General features: G+C 49.2%; 17 protein-coding genes and 1 other annotated feature. Of the genes, 14 read left to right on the top strand and 3 right to left on the bottom strand.

The features are described 5' to 3' along the window. Positions 1-43: 43 nt before the first annotated feature. The 4 genes from SB752_RS09275 to SB752_RS09260 are packed head-to-tail and all read left to right on the top strand — an operon-like array spanning position 44 to position 5,054. Positions 44-1,579, top strand: a complete 1,536-nt coding sequence (locus tag SB752_RS09275) for a spore germination protein (RefSeq protein WP_410715374.1) — start codon at positions 44-46, stop codon at positions 1,577-1,579. After that, positions 1,576-2,736 carry a GerAB/ArcD/ProY family transporter gene (locus tag SB752_RS09270; protein WP_410715373.1) on the top strand — a complete coding sequence of 387 codons (1,161 nt, stop codon included), beginning with the start codon at positions 1,576-1,578 and terminating at the stop codon, positions 2,734-2,736. Before SB752_RS09275 ends, SB752_RS09270 begins: the two co-directional genes overlap by 4 nt. After that, positions 2,729-3,889, top strand: coding sequence for a Ger(x)C family spore germination protein (locus SB752_RS09265; RefSeq protein ID WP_410715372.1), 1,161 nt, complete (start codon positions 2,729-2,731; stop codon positions 3,887-3,889). The genes SB752_RS09270 and SB752_RS09265 overlap by 8 nt, the downstream gene beginning before the upstream one ends. A gap of 13 nt (positions 3,890-3,902) precedes the next feature. Beyond that, positions 3,903-5,054: a GerAB/ArcD/ProY family transporter gene (locus SB752_RS09260; protein WP_410715371.1), complete on the top strand. Its 1,152-nt coding sequence runs from the start codon at positions 3,903-3,905 to the stop codon at positions 5,052-5,054. A 34-nt stretch (positions 5,055-5,088) separates the two neighbouring features. Here the strand turns inward: SB752_RS09260 and sspI are convergent, their stop codons facing one another. After that, positions 5,089-5,331, bottom strand: a complete 243-nt coding sequence (sspI, locus tag SB752_RS09255) for a small acid-soluble spore protein SspI (RefSeq protein WP_103105768.1) — start codon at positions 5,329-5,331, stop codon at positions 5,089-5,091. 169 nt (positions 5,332-5,500) lie between these two features. Between sspI and SB752_RS09250 the strand changes: the two genes are divergently transcribed. After that, positions 5,501-6,154, top strand: a complete 654-nt coding sequence (locus SB752_RS09250) for a potassium channel family protein (protein WP_103105769.1) — start codon at positions 5,501-5,503, stop codon at positions 6,152-6,154. A gap of 2 nt (positions 6,155-6,156) precedes the next feature. Continuing rightward, positions 6,157-6,981, top strand: a complete 825-nt coding sequence (locus SB752_RS09245; protein WP_410715370.1) for a TrmH family RNA methyltransferase — start codon at positions 6,157-6,159, stop codon at positions 6,979-6,981. On the opposite strand, the gene SB752_RS09240 is transcribed toward SB752_RS09245, so the two are convergent. Beyond that, a complete protein-coding gene (locus SB752_RS09240; protein ID WP_410715369.1) occupies positions 6,978-7,694 on the bottom strand; it encodes a DUF2225 domain-containing protein in 717 nt (238 codons plus the stop codon). The two genes, SB752_RS09245 and SB752_RS09240, sit on opposite strands and share 4 nt — an antisense overlap. 218 nt (positions 7,695-7,912) lie before the next feature. Next, positions 7,913-8,197, top strand: a binding site (T-box leader). Positions 8,198-8,247: 50 nt separating this feature from the next. Here SB752_RS09240 and pheS point away from each other — a divergent pair. The 5 genes from pheS to larB all read left to right on the top strand — a co-directional run bounded on the left by pheS (position 8,248) and on the right by larB (position 13,755). Next, positions 8,248-9,282: a phenylalanine--tRNA ligase subunit alpha gene (gene pheS / locus SB752_RS09235; RefSeq protein WP_410715368.1), complete on the top strand. Its 1,035-nt coding sequence runs from the start codon at positions 8,248-8,250 to the stop codon at positions 9,280-9,282. 15 nt (positions 9,283-9,297) lie between these two features. Further along, positions 9,298-11,721, top strand: a complete 2,424-nt coding sequence (pheT, locus tag SB752_RS09230; RefSeq protein ID WP_410715367.1) for a phenylalanine--tRNA ligase subunit beta — start codon at positions 9,298-9,300, stop codon at positions 11,719-11,721. Positions 11,722-11,802: 81 nt separating this feature from the next. Beyond that, the gene (zapA, locus tag SB752_RS09225; RefSeq protein ID WP_410715366.1) at positions 11,803-12,078 is read left to right on the top strand and encodes a cell division protein ZapA; all 276 of its coding nucleotides are present in this window, start codon (positions 11,803-11,805) and stop codon (positions 12,076-12,078) included. 74 nt (positions 12,079-12,152) lie between these two features. Next, positions 12,153-13,016 carry an ATP-dependent sacrificial sulfur transferase LarE gene (gene larE / locus SB752_RS09220; protein WP_410715365.1) on the top strand — a complete coding sequence of 288 codons (864 nt, stop codon included), beginning with the start codon at positions 12,153-12,155 and terminating at the stop codon, positions 13,014-13,016. Further along, positions 13,009-13,755: a nickel pincer cofactor biosynthesis protein LarB gene (gene larB / locus SB752_RS09215; protein ID WP_410715364.1), complete on the top strand. Its 747-nt coding sequence runs from the start codon at positions 13,009-13,011 to the stop codon at positions 13,753-13,755. Before larE ends, larB begins: the two co-directional genes overlap by 8 nt. A 105-nt stretch (positions 13,756-13,860) precedes the next feature. Here larB and SB752_RS09210 read toward each other — a convergent pair whose 3' ends face one another. Next, positions 13,861-14,235 carry a phage holin family protein gene (locus SB752_RS09210; RefSeq protein ID WP_103105776.1) on the bottom strand — a complete coding sequence of 125 codons (375 nt, stop codon included), beginning with the start codon at positions 14,233-14,235 and terminating at the stop codon, positions 13,861-13,863. A 201-nt stretch (positions 14,236-14,436) separates the two neighbouring features. On the opposite strand from SB752_RS09210, the gene SB752_RS09205 reads away from it, so the two are divergent. Genes SB752_RS09205 through SB752_RS09195 form a run of 3 tightly spaced genes read left to right on the top strand, consistent with a single transcriptional unit; the run spans position 14,437 to position 17,590 of the window. Further along, entirely contained in the window at positions 14,437-16,794 is a 2,358-nt protein-coding gene (locus tag SB752_RS09205; RefSeq protein ID WP_410715363.1) for an endonuclease MutS2, read from the top strand. A 23-nt stretch (positions 16,795-16,817) separates the two neighbouring features. Continuing rightward, complete coding sequence (locus tag SB752_RS09200; protein ID WP_410715362.1) at positions 16,818-17,228, top strand: DUF350 domain-containing protein; 411 nt, start codon at positions 16,818-16,820, stop codon at positions 17,226-17,228. 41 nt (positions 17,229-17,269) lie between these two features. After that, on the top strand, positions 17,270-17,590 hold the full coding sequence (locus SB752_RS09195) for a 2Fe-2S iron-sulfur cluster-binding protein (RefSeq protein ID WP_410715361.1): 321 nt from the start codon (positions 17,270-17,272) through the stop codon (positions 17,588-17,590). The last annotated feature ends 54 nt before the right edge of the window (positions 17,591-17,644 follow it).

Here is a 17,644-nt window from a genome sequence, read left to right as displayed (position 1 = left end):
TACTTGTAGACTACGCAGAATAAGGAACCGAGGGGGGAGTGTGTTGAGCCAATTTTGGAAAGCGTGGCAAAGACGGAAGGATACTCTTCAGGAGCAGACATTGCAGCAGCACTCCAATAAAAGCATGGAAAGCGTGTCAGATTTAGAACTCACGACTAGTGTAGACGACAACATTGCCTTGATAGAGCGACAGTTGGGAAAATGCGATGACTTGGTCGTCCGGCGTTTTCCAGATAAGTTTGGAGTAGATTGTGCCATCGTTTTTCTTGATGGAATGGTCGATCGGAATATCATCAGTGAGTTCATCATCACCAATATGACCAATCCCCAAATTACGTATGATCATCCAGCATCGAATGAACTGGAATCGACTGACGGTTTACGACAAGTCATTCGCAACATCCTGTCAGGAAGCGCCGTCCTCATGCGTAATGGAGAAAAAAAGGCGTACTTGAATAATACGCGAGGATGGGATCGCAGAGGTGTGGAGGAACCGCAAACGGAGTCAGTTGTTCGGGGGCCGCGAGACGGTTTCTCCGAGACTCTCTGTGTCAACTCTGCATTAATCCGATTTCGCCTGAAGGACCCGAATCTTAGGGTACGCCATCTCGTAGTAGGACAACGTACACAGACAGACATCTACGTAATGTACATCGAGGGCCTAGCTCATCCGCCTATGGTAAAAGAAGTGTTGTCACGTATCGAGAAAATCAATGTAGATTCGGTTCTGGAAAGTGGTTACATTGAGCAATTGATCCAAGACCGCAGATGGTCGCCTTTTCCCCAGATCCAGAATACGGAAAGACCGGATAAGGTCGTAGCCAACCTGTTGGAGGGCAAGGTTGGCATCCTGGTTGATGGGACGCCTTTTGGACTAATCGCTCCAGCTGTTTTCTCTCAGTTTTATCAGAGTCCCGAGGATTATTACGAAAGGTTTTACATTGCGACTTTAATCCGCTTAATCCGGATCATTAGTATCTCGATTGCACTTTTGCTGCCATCTCTGTACATCGCTTTTAGCGCTTTTCACCCAGAGATGATCCCGTCCCGTCTAGTGATCGCCATGGCGGCAGGCAGATCTACCGTACCATTTCCTTCTCTAGTGGAAGCTTTATTCATGGAGCTTGCGATCGAGATTTTGCGGGAAGCGAGTGTACGGCTACCTGGTCCCATTGGACCTACCATCGGAATCGTAGGGGCGCTGGTTGTAGGGGAAGCGGCCGTATCAGCTGGTCTAGTCAGTCCCGTCATGGTCATCATCGTGGCGGTGACTACAATCGGATCATTTGCCTCCCCTAGCTATAGCGCAGCTATTGCGATTCGGATGCTGCGCTTTCCGGTCATGCTCCTAGCGGGGATGTTTGGCCTGTATGGGATTATGCTTTTTTTGATCGTCATTCTGGTTCATTTATCATCGATCAAGTCGTTCGGTGTACCGTATATGTCCCCACTAAGTCCGCTTAATATGAAGGGGATGAGGGATCTATTCGTGCGCGTACCCCATCATTTGATGAAAACCCGCCCAACCATGTTCCATGTACATGATGAAGTACGTATGAGAGAGGATGAGAAACCGTGAGTAAGCAGGACGTGAGCAGCCAACAACAAACGTTTTCCTTATGGCAACTGACGTCCTTGATTACAAGCACACTAATTGGTGTAGGTGTTTTAACCTTGCCACGCTCTACATCTTCCGTCTTGTTTGAAGCAGGATGGATGTCTCCTGTTTTTGGTTCCGTTGTCGCGATAATATCCATCTGGATGATTGCCAAGCTAAGTCAACGATTTCCCGGAATGACGTTCATTGAATACAGCCCCATCGTCTGGGGGACGAAAAACTATCCGAAAATCGGAAAATGGCTCAGTATGCCATGGATTCTCGGTTACCTCGTCTTCCTTTATTCAACAACGGCCATCGTCGCCCGTATTTTCGGAGAAGTAGTGGTCACCTCCGTCTTGCTCGATACGCCGCTGGAGGTCATCATCATCTCCATGTTTCTTCTTGCATTTATCTTATGCCTTCATGACGTGGAAGTGGTAGCAAGAGTCAATGAGCTTCTATTTCCAATGATCTTGTTCCCAATCCTGTTTATCGCTCTTGCTTCCTTCCAAAAAGCGGAGTGGAATAATATCCTTCCGCTTTTTCGCGTACCAGCCAAGTCTCTTTTACAGGGTAGCTACGAAGCGATTTATTCTTTTTCAGGTTACGAAATCATGCTAATCTTCTTCGCTTACTCTCACGAGAACAAAAGCAAAGTAAAGGCAGGCTTTTACGGAATCGGCATTGCGATGATTGTATATACCTTGATTGTGGTAGCAGGCATCGTTGTGTTTGGGTACGAAGAGCTGCAGCGGGTTGCTTGGCCTACTCTTGAGCTGGTGAAGACCACTAAGGTTCCAGGGCTTATCCTGGAACGGCTGGAATCAGCCTTCCTGGCAGTATGGGTAACTGCCGTGTTCACTACGGTTGCAAATGCTTATTACGCTGCTATGTATGGTATACGCCAGCTGTTCAATAAAGGCATCGTGTTTCAGAGGGTCATCTCCGCAATCCTGTTCATCCCTTTATACTACATTGCCCTGTGGCCGCAAAATATCGTGGATATTTTTCGAGTGAGCTCCTTTGTGGGTATATTAAGCCTCTTCCTCAATCTTGGCATCCCTACTCTTTACCTGATGGTAATCATCATTAAAGATTTTGCATCAAAACAAAAGGAGAGAAATGCAGATGGCTAGATGGTGGCTTCATTTGGCAGTTCTGATGGTTAGTCTCTCTCTTCTGACAGGTTGCTGGGACAGGCGAGAGCTTGAGGAACGCACTTCCGTACTTGCTATCGCGGTTGATGTGGTAGAGGGAAGAGAGGATTTGTACAAATTGACGGTGCAGATTCCAATTCCAATCAAAATTGCAGGAAGCAGTGGGCAGGGCGGAGGAGGAAATGCCGATGCGGTGAAAATCATGAGCGTGACCGGTAAGACCATTCTCGATGCCAACAACAACTTGCAGCTGCGCTTGAACCAAAAGCTGTTCCTGGGTCATACCCGCGTACTCGCTCTCAGTGAGGAGGTGGCAAAAAAAGGAATTGGGGACATTATGGACAGCTTTCGGAGGGAGCCACAAATTCGTCGACTGATGTGGCCAATCGTCGTCAAAGGAGAGGCTGCAACCTTGCTGAAGATCAAACCCCAGTTGGCGCAAATCCCCGTTGTGTTCCTGATGGACTTAATTGAGAACGGTTCTAAAATGGGAACCATCCCCGATCAAACCCTGGGAGATTATTTCAACCAGACCTCCAACAAAACAATGCAACCGTTTCTCAATTATGTGCAGGCGAGTGAAACGGAGGTAAGGTGGAAGGGCATAGCTGTCTTTCGTGGGCATAAAATGGTGGGGGCACTTAATGATATCCAGTCATGGTCGCTGCTGCAGCTCAGAAATGAAGATCGCGGAGGAGATATCATCATCCCGTTGCCAAATCAAAAGGGTGGTTACGTCACTTTCCGTCCCCATTTCGTAAAAAAGAAACTAGAGCTGAAAGGAAGCCACATAGCAGGGGAAAAAAACCACAATGGACATGCAGCAACCTTTTTCTGCGAGCTTCAGGGGGATATCGTGGAAGTCACGGCAGATCTCATGTTGCCCCCTGAAAAATTCATTAAGCAAATGCAGGTTTTGGTCAAAAAAGAAATGGAAAGCAGAGCCAGAAAGCTGTTCCAGCAGTTGCAAAAGGATTACAACAGCGACATTCTGAAGCTCGGACTTGCTCTTAGAGCCCACCACTACCGAGATTACTGGGAAAAGCACGACTGGGAACGCGATTTCAAAAATTTCCCAGTTCGTGCTGTCTATACGATCAAGATTCGCCGCTTAGGTATGGAAATGCAATAGGAGCGCGATGGAAATGGGAAATCAAACGCGATACATCAGCACATGGCAATTAATATCCATTCTGATCAGCTCGATGATCGGGGTGGAGATCCTAACTATGCCGCGTACAACTAGCGCGACTTTGCATCAGATGGGATGGCTGGGTCCGATTGTTGGCGGGATGATCACCCTGTTTCCGCTGCTGGCGATCGTCTACTTAAGCAAGCAATATCCGGGGCTCACCTTTGTCGAATACAGCCCGCTTGTTCTTGGCGGACGTCGTAATCCCCGATTGGGAAGAATGCTCAGCTACCCCTTGATGTTTTTGTTCATCTCGTTTCAATTTATGAACGCTGGAATGGTGGCGCGCGGATTCGGGGAGGTAATCGTCACAGCGGTGCTGTTGGAAACGCCGCTTGAGATGATTCTGCTTACCTTATCCCTGATTGTTTTGTACCTTTGTATGTTCGAACCGGAAGTGTTGGTCCGGGTCAACGAGCTCTTGTTTCCGATCATGCTCATTCCCATCTTCCTCATCCCGTATGTGACATTCAGCTCCGCTAGCTGGTACAATTTACTGCCGCTGCACATTGATTCGTGGAAAGATGTCATCGGAACAGGGTTAGGTACATTTTCACTGTATACGGGGTTCGAGCTGATGATGATTTATTTCGGGTTGGCGATGCCGGGAGCCAGGATCGCTTTGACTAGCTGGATTGGCTTGTGTTTTGCTGTCCTGTCGTACGCCCTTACCGCAGCAGCGGGCATTGTCGTATTTGGCTACGAGGAACTGCAGCATCTCATCTGGCCCACGCTAGAGATAGTCAAGACCGCGCAAAGTACCGGGTGGTTTTTGGAAAGACTGGAGTCCGCCTTTCTCACGATCTGGATGGCGTCGGTGTTTACTGCCTTCGGAAATATGTATTATTCAATGATTTTCGCCATTCGTTTGTGGTTTGGAAAGGGGATAAGGTTTCAGCGAGTCACCGCCACTATCCTCATGTTCCCCCTCTTTTACTACTCGCTGTGGCCGCAAAACATCGTTACGTTTTTTTCTTACGCCAAAAAGCTGACTTACTATGGCTACCTGACAACGGTGTTTATTCCTATTCTCTTGGCTCTCCTGCACTGGAGCAGGCAGTCTACAGATTCTTCGGTGGCAGAAAGCAAAAAGGGAGAGACATAGCATCTCTCCCCTTGCTTTTTTTCCATATTCATCTTTATGATAAGATGGGTTTTTCCGCTTGCTCAGGCAGGTGGGAGGCAATAGTCTGTACGATCTCCTGGCGAGAGGAAGCATCACTGTTCTGCCACAATACTTCAAACAGGACGCCCAGCCCAGGCAAGGTCTTTTCCTGACCACTGCTGATAGCATCACTGATGGTCTCCTCCACAGCACCTGAATCTGAGCCCTGCATTTTGTACATAATGGCTTGACGCAAATTGAGTGAGGCAATGTTCATAACCGTTCTAACACCTCTCTTATCGGAATCAATTCTGGTTTAGTATTTGTCATGGGTAGTTTGCTCATACCCTTTTGTAGCACTGGTTTGGGTTATGCTATACTAACTGAACGTATGATGATTTCCTTGGCCCCTAGGGCAGTCGGCAAGATAAAGGAGTAGATAAGGGATGTCTAAGCAATTTGCCATTATTGGAATGGGGCGCTTTGGTGCCAGTGTGGCTCGTACCTTGTACGAAATGGATTATGAAGTAATGGGCATCGACGAGAATGAAGAGCGTATCAATGAAAATATACAATTCGTGACCCATGCGGTAGCAGCCGATTCCACGGATGAGCGAGCTTTAAAAGAAATCGGCATCCGCAACTTTGATGTGGTGGTCGTTGCGATCGGGGTAGATATCCAGGCAAGCATCCTGACTGTTCTCACGTTAAAGGAGCTTGGTGTGAAAAAGATTGTGGCAAAGGCGCAAAACGAACGCCATGGACAAGTCTTGTACAAGGTCGGAGCAGACCGAGTAGTGTTCCCTGAACGAGATATGGGTGTGCGGGTTGCCCACAATTTGATCTCCGCAAATGTCCTGGACTTTATTGAGCTGGCTGAGGATTACAGTGTGGCTGAGGTAGTGGTCTCGTCCAAAATGGTTGGGAAAAACATGCGCCAGCTCGACATTCGTAAAAAATATGAAGTGAACGTGATTGCGATCAAAAGCGGTGATAAATTCAACATCGCACCAAGCCCGGATGATCTCATCCAATATGGGGATGTTCTTGTCGTGATCGGAAATAACAAAGACCTAAAGGCATTTGAGGAGCGCGCGTAAGCATGGCACATGAACTGATAACTTCTGTACAAAATCCGCTGGTGAAAAGGCTGCATCAGCTATTGGATCGAAAAGGGCGAGAGGAGCAAGGGCGATTTCTCGTGGAAGGAGCCCACCTTGTGGAGGAAGCGCTGAAGAGTGGGGCACAGGTGGCTACTATTTTATATGACAACGATCGTGACCTGGACCCGGCATGTCGCCGCGCGATGGAGAATCATCCACAAGATGTTCAAGTAGTGGCGGCCTCTGCTGCAGTGCTGGGCAAGCTGTCCGAAACGAAGTCGCCACAGGGCATCGTGGCCGAAGTGAAAAAAACGGCAGCAGACTGGAGCGAGTGGCTGGCTCAACAGGGAAGCTCGGGGGATAATTTGCTGGTCCTGTTTCTCGACGAAATTCAGGACCCTGGTAATTTGGGGACGATTTTGCGAACTGCCGAGGCAGCTGCGATAGATGCTGTAGTGCTGGGCAAAGGAAGTGTAGACGTATACAACGGAAAAGTCGTCCGTGCTACGATGGGAGCGTTGTTCCGCTTGCCTGTGTTTACCCGCTCCTTACCGGAGACCGCATCGGAATGGAGAGCGGATGGAGGGCGTCTGCTTGTCTCTTCTCTGCAAAAGCAGAGTGTTTCTTATGACGAGGCAGATTATTCGAAACGGACTGCGATTGTTATCGGCAACGAGGGCAGAGGTGTTTCGCAGGCACTGATGGATGTGGCTGATCAATTCGTACATATTCCGATTTACGGACAAGCAGAATCGCTAAACGCTGCGGTGGCAGCAGGCATTTTTGTTTTTGAAGCGCAAAGAACAAAAGATCGGCTGCGTTAGCCGATCTTTTGTTCTTTTTTCTCTTTATACTCCTCGCGTGCAACCTGCCACTGATCCTGAGCCATCCGGATGATTCCGCTTTCGATCGTATGATTGCGGAAGGCAAGTGCTTTCCCGAAATACTTGATGGCGAGGTCAAATTTCTCCAATCGGCGGTACAGCTCGCCAATGAGATACAAGAGACGTACCTCCGACATTTCCTTGTCACTGCGCAAATAGTCGGTATGTATGTAAGATTGCTCGTATTCGTCGACGGCCATGTCGATAAAACGGATTTCTTCTTCTGTATTTTCCTGCGAGCGGTACAACCAGGCAAGTCGCAAATACAGTCCTGCTTTTACAGCGTGAGGCTGGTCTGTCAGCTCCGCAGCATATATCGCCAGCTTGTAGCTGACAATAGCTTCGCCCAGCGCTCTGATGTGACCGAAGTCCTTTGGGGTCCATTTGGCCGAAATTTGTTCGTCTACGACCTGCTTTTGCCAGGGGGCGAGCTTGTCTCTGAATTGATCGGTAAAAGCAAAGCCGCACTGCGGACAAACACTTACCGTATAATAAATCGGATTTAAGGATTGCTCCGTGAAGGTGGTGTAAAAATCGCTATCTCTTTTGACCATCGTCAACGTGCCGCTTCTGATGCGCTTGGTAGTAAAGGTAGCCTCACAATGACGACAGCGGCAATTCTTATCGTAGAGGGCGGAAACATTAACAATCATGTCAAAAGTCCCCTTTCTGAACGTATAGGAATTTATAAGCGTGACGCTTATGAATTCTGGAGCGCATGGAAACCTTCCACTAAAACGCGGTCGCTCCTCATGCAGGATGCCTCGTAGAGGTTTTCTGAATCAAAAAGATGTGACTCGGGCATACTAACAAGATGAGAATTGAAAGTTCCCTCTTGTTGCGCTATAATTTTTCTACGTCTTAATTATAACGCAAAGCGATGACGGAGACTAGTACGCAGGACCTATATGTTTTTCAGGGAGAAGATGCCGTAGACTGAAAGCATCTTTAACATCGTAGCTGCAGAAATTCACTCCAGAGCCGCACTCTGAACCGCTTTTGGCGCAGTAGGAGCAGCCGGGTCATTCCCGTTACCAATGATCTTAAGTGAGACAGAAGTCTTGCCCTGACTGGTGATATTGTCACAGACATGTCACAGCTGGAGCTTTTGTCTAACAAGGGTGGTACCGCGAGAAAAAAGTAACTCGTCCCTTTTTGGGGCGGGTTTTTCTTTTTTTCCAACACATGATAAAGGAGCGATATGAAGTGCAAACTCGGTTGCATGAAATGAAAGAGTCCGCACTGGGCCAAATCAGCCAGGTGACGGAAAGCTCACAGCTGCAGGATTTGCGTGTCAAATATCTGGGGAAAAAAGGGGAGCTGACAGAGCTGCTCCGCGGGATGGGAAGTCTGTCCCCAGAAGAGCGTCCTGTGGTCGGCCAACTGGTCAATGAAGTGCGCGAAGCTTTGGAAGCGGCTTTTTCTGGTAAACAGCAAGCGTTTGAACAAGCAGAGCTGAATGCCAAGCTTTCGTCCCAAACCGTAGATGTAACGCTGCCAGGCAGACCAGTCCCAGCTGGAACGGTACATCCACTCTCGCGCATTATTGAAGAAATCGAAGACATTTTCATCGGATTGGGCTTTGAGGTAGCAGAAGGTCCAGAGCTTGAGACAGACCATTTCAACTTCGAAATGCTCAACCTGCCAAAAGGTCATCCGGCGCGTGACATGCAGGATACGTTTTATGTAACAGACGAACTGTTGATGCGTACGCAGACCTCCCCGGTGCAAGCACGTACCATGCTGAAAAAAGAAGGCAAGACACCGCTCAAAATGATCTGTCCGGGTAAAGTGTATCGCCGTGACGATGACGATGCTACTCACTCCCACCAGTTCACACAGATTGAGGGACTTGTTATCGATAAAAAAATCGGGATGAGCGACTTGAAAGGAACCCTCTTGACCTTTGCTCGCCAAATGTTTGGAGAAAACCAACAAATTCGCCTGCGTCCGAGCTTCTTCCCGTTCACGGAGCCAAGTGCTGAGGTTGACCTGCAATGCTTCAACTGTGGTGGAGACGGCTGTCGTGTATGTAAGCAGACAGGCTGGATCGAAATTTTGGGCTCCGGTATGGTGCATCCGCGCGTATTGGAAATGGCCGGTTACAATCCAGAGGAAGTTAGCGGTTTTGCCTTCGGGATGGGTGTAGAACGGATTGCCATGCTGAAATACGGCGTAGAGGATATCCGCCATTTTTATACCAATGACGTGCGTTTCTTGCGTCAGTTCAACCGAGGATAGAGAGGAGAGGCGAAAATGAAGGTATCATATCAATGGTTAGCGGAATACGTGGATTTAAGTGATACGAACCCGCAAGAGCTGGCAGAGAAGCTGACTCGTTCCGGGGTTGAAGTAGATGCAGTGGAATCGCGCAATGCAGGGGTCTATGGCGTTGTTATCGGTTATGTAAAAGAGCGGAGCAAGCACCCGGACGCAGATCGTCTGAATGTGTGTGTGGTCGATGCAGGACAAGGAGAAGACCTGCAAATCGTGTGTGGCGCACCAAACGTAGACAAAGGACAAAAGGTACTGGTTGCCCTGATCGGGGCAAAGCTGCCAGGCGGCTTGAACATCAAGCGCTCCAAGCTGCGCGGTGTAGAATCCCAAGGGATGATCTGCTCCGCAAAAGAATTGGGCTTAAACGACAAGCTACTCGCAAAAGACCAGCAAGAAGGCATCATGGTCTTGCCGGGCGATGCTGAAATCGGGAAGGACGCGATTTCTTACCTCGGATTGGATGATTATGTATTGGAGCTTGGTCTTACACCGAACCGTTCCGACTGCCTGAGCATGCTGGGAGTAGCGTACGAGGTAGCTGCAATTTTGGGCAAAGAAGTACTGCTGCCACAGATTGAACTGAACGAAAATGGTGGAAACAACCCACTGCAAGTCAAAATCGAAGCGACAAACGAAAGCTATCAATATAACGGACGTCATTTCACGAATGCAAAGATCGCTTCTTCTCCACAATGGATGAAAAATCGTTTGATGGCTGCAGGCATTCGTCCCATCAACAACGTAGTAGACGTTACCAACTACGTATTGCTTGAATACGGTCAGCCGTTGCATGCATTCGACGCAGCTCAGGTAGAAAATCGCTCGATCATCGTGCGTCTGGCTGGCGAAGGCGAAAAGCTGGTAACCCTGGATGACCAGGCGCGTACGCTTGATGCTGGGACATTGTTGATTGCTGATCCGACAAAAGGCCTGGCGATCGCTGGTGTCATGGGTGGAGCCAACTCCGAAATTACAGGAGAAACAACCGAAATCATTTTGGAAGCTGCTTGGTTCACGCCACAAACCGTCCGCCGTACAGCCCGTTCTTTGGGAATGCGTACGGAAGGCTGCGTACGCTGGGAAAAAGGTGTTGACCAGACGCGAGTAGAAGAGGCTGGCGAGCGTGCTGCTTCCTTGATTCAGCAATTGTCTGGAGCAACGGTATCTAAAGGCATCGCAAAAGCAATCGTAAAAGAAGCAACACCTGCTGTCGTAAGCGTCTCTCTGCAAAAAATCAATCAGCATTTGGGCACCTCGCTGATTGCTTCTGATGTATCGCCGATATTCGATCGTCTGCAGTTCCCGTACGAGGCCTCCAATGATACATGGACAGTGACGGTTCCGACTAGACGCGGAGACATTACCCTGCCTGAGGATCTGGTAGAAGAGGTTGCGCGTCTGTATGGCTACGACAACATCCCGACCAGCTTGCCAACTGGCTCTACTACACAAGGTCAATTGACGCCCGAGCAGCAGCTGCGTCGCATTATCCGCCATCATTTGATTGGAGCTGGTCTGAACGAAGCGATTTCTTATGCATTGGTTCACCCGGATCGTGTAGAAGACGTATCAGGGCTGCATCAGGAAGCTATTAAGCCAATCAGCTTGCTCATGCCAATGAGTGAAGAGCATAGTGTACTGCGTACGAGCCTCATTCCGAGCTTGCTCCAGACCATCGCGTACAACAAAAACCGTCAGAACCATGACATCGCTATTTTTGAGCTGGGTCGTGTGTTCCTGACAGCAGAAGAGGCCCTGACACAGCTTCCTGACGAGCGACTCTATGTAGCAGGTGCCTTGACTGGCCAATGGCTGCCGCCAAATTGGATGGGTGCCAAGCAGCCTGTAGACTTCTATCAAGCAAAAGGCATTGTAGAGTCCCTGCTTGCACGTCTTGGAATCAAAGCTGCTGAATACAAGGCAACAGCTGAACTGGCTGGCATGCATCCAGGCCGAACTGCCGAAGTATGGGCAGGCGAGCAGCGTCTCGGATACTTGGGGCAGGTTCACCCGGGAACAGAAAAAGCGTATGATCTGTCCGAAACGTACGTATTCCAGCTGGATGTAGCAAAGCTCATCGCAGTTGCAGCTGAGGTAGGACATTACAATCCATTGCCGAAATTCCCGGCAGTGACGCGTGACCTTGCACTTGTTGTAGATCGCAGTGTACCTGCTGGAAGCTTGGAAAAGGCGATTCGCGGGGCAGCTGGCGACCTGCTTGAATCCTTGACGCTGTTCGATGTATACACGGGAGAGCGGATCGCAGAGGATAAAAAGAGCATGGCTTTTGCACTCGTTTTCCGTCATGCTGAGCGGACTCTTCAGGATGAAGAGATTCAACAAGTGACGACTGCTGTCATCGAAGCTTTGAAAAATGATACAGGTGCAGAACTCAGAATGTAGTATGGCTTGACGAAATCTGACATTTTCAGTAACCTAAATAGGATACAGTAGAGCAAAGGTCGCAGTAGGGAGGAACCCCTCGTGCAAGGTGATGGGAAAAATCGTTTGACGGTGGATATCTTCGGCCAACAATACCGGCTCAGTGGCAAGGCTAGTGTCAATCACATACGCATGGTGGCCGGTTTCGTTGATGACAAGATGAACGAAATCGCAAACGGCAATCATCGTCTAGACACGGCCAAGATTGCGGTACTCTCTGCCGTTAATATTGCGGATGAATACTTCCGCTTGCGTCAAGAGTACGAAGAACTGCTGAAGATCCTTCAGGAAGATGCAAATGGAAAAAAGATAGATTAAGGGAAAAGAGGGGCTTTTTGCCTCTCTTTTCACTTTATACATAAACCAGCTTGGAAGAGGGGGAGGAAAACGCCATGAGTGCAAATGACCAACAAGCGCTAGAAACTGTTGCGTCCCTCAGCGAAAAAAATAACCAGCTAGGCAGGATTTTACGAGAAATGGGTACAGTGCTCGTCGCTTTTTCGGGTGGTGTGGATAGTACGTTATTGTTGGCGCGGGCTGTAGAAGAGCTGGGAGATTGTGCCATTGCAGTGACAGCTGCATCCGAAACTTTCCCGACCCGCGAGTTTGAAGCAGCGAAGCACTTGGCAGCCCAGCTCGGTGCTCGTTTTGTGACCACCGAAATTCGTGAAATGGAAAACCCCAATTTTGTCTCCAATCCAGTAAACCGCTGCTTTTTTTGCAAGGATGGGCTATATGAGCACTTGGGATTACTAGCTGAAAAAAATCAATGGCAGGCCATCATATGCGATGGAGCAAACGTGGATGATCAGGGAGACTATCGTCCAGGGCGCGTAGCAGCAGCAGAGCGAGGCGTGCGCAGTCCACTGCAAGAGGCTGGTTTTTATAAGGAAGATATACGTGCAATATCAAAAGAAATGGGATTGTCAACGTGGAACAAGCCGTCGTTTGCCTGCCTTTCCTCCAGAATTCCCTATGGCTCGCAGATTACGCTGGAAAAAATCGATCAAGTCGATCGAGCAGAAGGGTACTTGCTCAGTCTAGGCTTTCATCAGGTAAGGGTCCGTCATCATGATACGATTGCCCGAATCGAAGTAAGTCCTGATGACTTCAGTCGAATCCTTGAACACCATGAACAGATTAATCAGGAATTGCAGAAAATTGGCTTTTCGTATGTGACACTTGATTTGTTTGGCTATTTAACTGGAAGCATGAACTCGGTACTAGCAAAGGACGTGAAAAAGCTGCATGGCTGATATCAAAGCGATCTTGGAGCAAGTAAAGGCAGGTCAATTGAGCATCGAGCAGGCCGAAGAACAGTTGACTGGAGCAAGTCGACTGGATTACGCCACGTTGGACCTGGATCGGGCAGGCAGAACGGGCTTTCCTGAAGTCGTATACGGAGCAGGAAAAAGTGTGGAGCAACTCATCGGGATCATTGACAGGCTGCAAGCCCATCAAGAGCTAGTTTTGGTTACACGGGTAAATGATGATCAGGCTAAGCAAGTGCTGGAGCGGTTGCCTGATGTACAATACATTGCGGATGCGGGGCTGCTTGTTTCAAGTCGTGGACCAATCGTCCCGCAGCGACCAGGCTATGTAGCGGTAGTTGCCGCAGGGACATCTGACTGGAAGGTAGCCCAGGAGGCTGCCTGGACGGTACGCTGCTTTGGCAGCGAAGCCAGGGTCATCGCAGATGTAGGGGTGGCTGGCATCCACCGCCTGTTTCACCGCTTGGAAGAGATCAGAGGGGCATCTGTCATCATCTGTATTGCAGGGATGGAAGGAGCGCTCACGAGCGTAGTGGCTGGCCTTGTAGACAAACCGGTAATTGCTGTCCCTACCAGTGTTGGGTATGGTGCCAATTTTGGTGGTGTGGCCGCACTTCTCGCCATGCTCAATTCCTGTGCAAACGGAGTTGCCGTCGTTAATATTGACAATGGATTTGGTGCAGGCTATATGGCTGGCATGATCCATCGCCAAACAGACAGATAATATCAGCTTAGAAAACCTGGCTGCGCCAAGCCTTTTGACGAAGCTTCAGTTTGTGCAAAAAAAGAGCCAACCCGTTTGATCCGGGTGGCTCTTTTTCCCATATCATTACGTTTCTTGTTTATTGCCGGCGTCTCCATTGTGCAGGTCCATATGTGTTTTGATCGGGATAAAGAGGTCGATAATCCCGATGACCAAAGAGGCAAGGAGCGCTCCCAATATGGTGACGTGGAAACCGGAAACAATAAACTGAGTCAGGTAAATAACTACGGCACTGACCAAAAAGCCGATGATGCCACGGTTATAAGGGGAGATGCGATCCCCGAACATGGCTTCTACGACCCAGCCCAAGAGGGCGATGACAACCGCGGCTAGAAACGCAGTCCAGAAGCTGCTTACAGAAAAGCCGGGAACTAAAAACCCGACAAACATCAGGACTACGGCAGCGACGATAAAGCGGACGATATGGCGCATGATCGTCAAGTGTACTCCTCCTTTGGGATTGTTTCATCTTCATTGTGGCTATTTGGGTGTCGAACTATGCTAGGGTCATGCGTGTAAAATTATCCTTCAAACGGTTGGCGTGATATAATGAAAAAATCATAAGGATTGCCGGGTTAAACCGCGGCCTTTTGTCTGCATGAAATGATCGGTCGCAAGCTTGCGGATATAAGGAGGATCAAAGTGGAACAACGGGTATTAAGAACGTTAGAGTACGATAAAATGGTTGCCCTGTTAATCGACAAGGCATCGTGCACATATGGAAAGGAAAAGGCAGCGGAGCTGGTTCCGTTTTTACGGCTGGATGAAGTAGTGACGGCACAGAAAGGAACGGCTCAGGCTGCAATAGTATTACGCTTGAAAGGTAGTGTTCCGCTCGGGGGAATTCGCGACATCCGTGGACCCGTGCAGCGGGCAAGACTAAATGCCATGCTTGCTCCTATGGAGCTTTTGGACATTGCCAGCACCATTATGGCAGGACGGAGACTCAAGTCGTTTTTGCTGGATATGTGCGATGACCACGAGCTGCCGCTGCTAGAGCAAGAGGCAGAGCGTATAGAAGGTTTGCGTGAGCTGGAAACAGAGATCCGCCGTTGTGTGGATGAGAATGGCGATATTTTAGACAGCGCGAGTATCGAGCTGCGTCAGGTGCGTCAGGAAATCAGACAGGTAGAGTCCAGAATTCGGGAAAAACTGGATCAAATGACACGCTCCTCCTCTTACCAAAAAATGCTAATGGAGAACATCGTGACCATTCGTGGAGACCGCTTTGTCATCCCGGTAAAGCAGGAGTATCGCCATGTATTTGGCGGAATTGTACACGACCAGTCTGCATCTGGTGCTACATTATTTATCGAACCAGAAGTTATTGTAACCATGAATAACAAATTGCGCGAGCTGCGTCTTCGTGAGGAGCGCGAGGTGGAGCGAATTCTTTACGTTCTCACTGAGCAGGTTTCCTTTGCTGTAGAAGCGCTGCTTGAAAACGTAGATGCGCTAACGGAGCTTGACTTTATGTTTGCCAAGGCACAGCTGGCTTGGAGCATGAAGGCCATTTGTCCGCGTTTTAATGACCTGGGCTATTTGCATCTGAAAAAAGCCCGCCATCCGCTCATTCCCCGGGAAGTAGTTGTGCCTGTGGATGTTGAGCTGGGCGGGGAGTATCAGGCCATCGTCGTGACTGGTCCCAATACAGGGGGAAAAACGGTTTCCTTGAAAACGATTGGGCTTTTGTCCCTGATGGCGATGTCCGGGCTTCACATTCCGGCTGAGGAAGAAAGTGAGATGACGGTCTTCTCCTCCGTATTTGCCGACATTGGCGATGAGCAATCCATCGAACAGAGCTTATCGACCTTTTCCAGCCATATGACCAACATCATTCACATTTTGGCGAACATGGATGAAAAGAGTCTGGTGCTGTTTGACGAGCTGGGAGCAGGTACAGACCCGACAGAGGGGGCAGCTCTGGCAATGTCGATTATTGATCATGTGATCGAATCGAAAGCTCGTCTGGTTGCTACGACTCACTACAGCGAGCTGAAGGCTTATGCCTATGACAGACCAGAAGTGATCAATGCGAGCGTGGAGTTCGATGTAGAGACACTCAGACCTACGTATCGGCTGCTGATCGGCGTGCCAGGACGCTCCAATGCATTTGCAATTGCCCGACGTCTGGGACTGCCTGAGCACATTATCGAAGTAGCTCGCGGCTCAATCAGCGAAGAAGATAATCAGGTGGAAAGCATGATTGCTTCGCTGGAGCGCAACCGCAAGACAGCAGAGGCAGAGCGCCAGCAGGCTGAAGCACTCAGACGCGAAGCCGAGGACCTGCGACGTCAGCTGGAGGAAGAGCGAGCCGAGTTCGCTGAGGAGAAAAACAAGCGGATGGAGCGTGCCGAGGACGAGGCGCGAATTGCTGTTCAGCTGGCAAAAGAAGAGGCAGATACCATTATTCGTGAATTGCGCGAAATGATGGCAGAAGGCATGGAAATCAAAGAACACCGTCTGATCGATGCCAAGAAGCGACTCGGCAATGCTGTCTTGGAGCTGGAAAAGGAAAAGGTCAAAAAGCCAGCGAAGGCTGTACGTGCGACTCAAATCAAAGTGGGTGATGAGGTTATGGTCACAAGCTTTGGGCAAAAGGGAACCGTACTGGAAAAGGCAGGAAACGATGAATTCCTGGTGCAAATCGGCATCATGAAAATGAAAGTAAAACGTGAGGACATGCACGTTCAAAATACGATGCAGCAAAAGCCTCAAGCTGCACCCTATACTTCTGTCAAACGCAGAAGCGACAATATTAAGATGGATCTCGATTTGCGCGGCTACAACGTAGAGGATGGTATCAGGGAGATTGATCAGTTCCTTGATGATGCTCTTCTCGCAGGTCTGCATTCGGTATCCATCATCCACGGTCATGGAACGGGTGTCCTGCGCAAGGGTGTTCATGAGTACTTGAAGCATCACAGAAACGTCAAGTCATTCCGCTTGGGCGGGCAGGGAGAAGGCGGCGTAGGTGCTACGATTGCCGAATTGAAATAACCAGATAAGTGGGGAGGGGTATTATGGCAGGCCTTCTGCACAATCCATACTTTGCTGCTGCCGCTTATTTTACCGTGACTGGACTGGCGATGATTTTATTTTTGTCGGTGTTTGAGCTGGTGACGCGTTATCGGGTTTGGCATGAGCTAAAGCAAGGGAATCTGGCTGTTGCAATGGCAACCGGAGGAAAAATTTTTGGCATCGCCAATGTATTTCGCCACTCGATCCAGGCTCATCAATCGCTTGGTCAGGCATTGATTTGGGGCACGTTCGGCTTTTTGCTACTGCTTGTGAGTTACTTCGTTTTCGAATTCATGACACCTACGTTCAAGATTGATGAGGAAATTGCGAGGGACAACAGAGCAGTCGGCTTTATTGCGATGGTTTTGTCCATCGGGTTTTCCTACATTATCGGAGCAAGCTTGGCGCGCTAGAGAAATAGCTTTTCACCTGCAGATTAGGGGAGGGAGAGCAGATGGATCAGGAAAAACAACCTCAGATTGTGATCACCGTCTGGGAAGGGAACAAGCAGCAGCAATTCTATGTGTCGCGTGGAGAGAACCTCCTCATGGCATTCGTGCGTGCCAAGCTACCCGTATCATTTTTCTGTACAACTGGTAAGTGCAGATCGTGTATGCTGCGCCTGCAAGCTCCAGAAGGCTCTGTCTCCTTCGCGTCTGAAACCGAGCAATATCGACTAGGGAAGGAAGCCCTTGAAAAAGGGTACCGCCTAGCCTGTCAGGTATATCTGAGCGGTCCGTTGACCGTTTATTTGGATGCACCTGCCTCTGTATGAAAAAGAAACCCTTATTGAACGATATTTTAATCAAGAGTATAATTAGGATTTGGC

Origin of the sequence: Brevibacillus sp. SIMBA_040 (assembly GCF_046535075.1) — a bacterium.
Taxonomy (GTDB): Bacteria; Bacillota; Bacilli; order Brevibacillales; family Brevibacillaceae; genus Brevibacillus.
The sequence above is the reverse complement of the archived record's forward strand: the minus strand, read 5'-3'. Positions and strand labels throughout refer to the sequence as shown.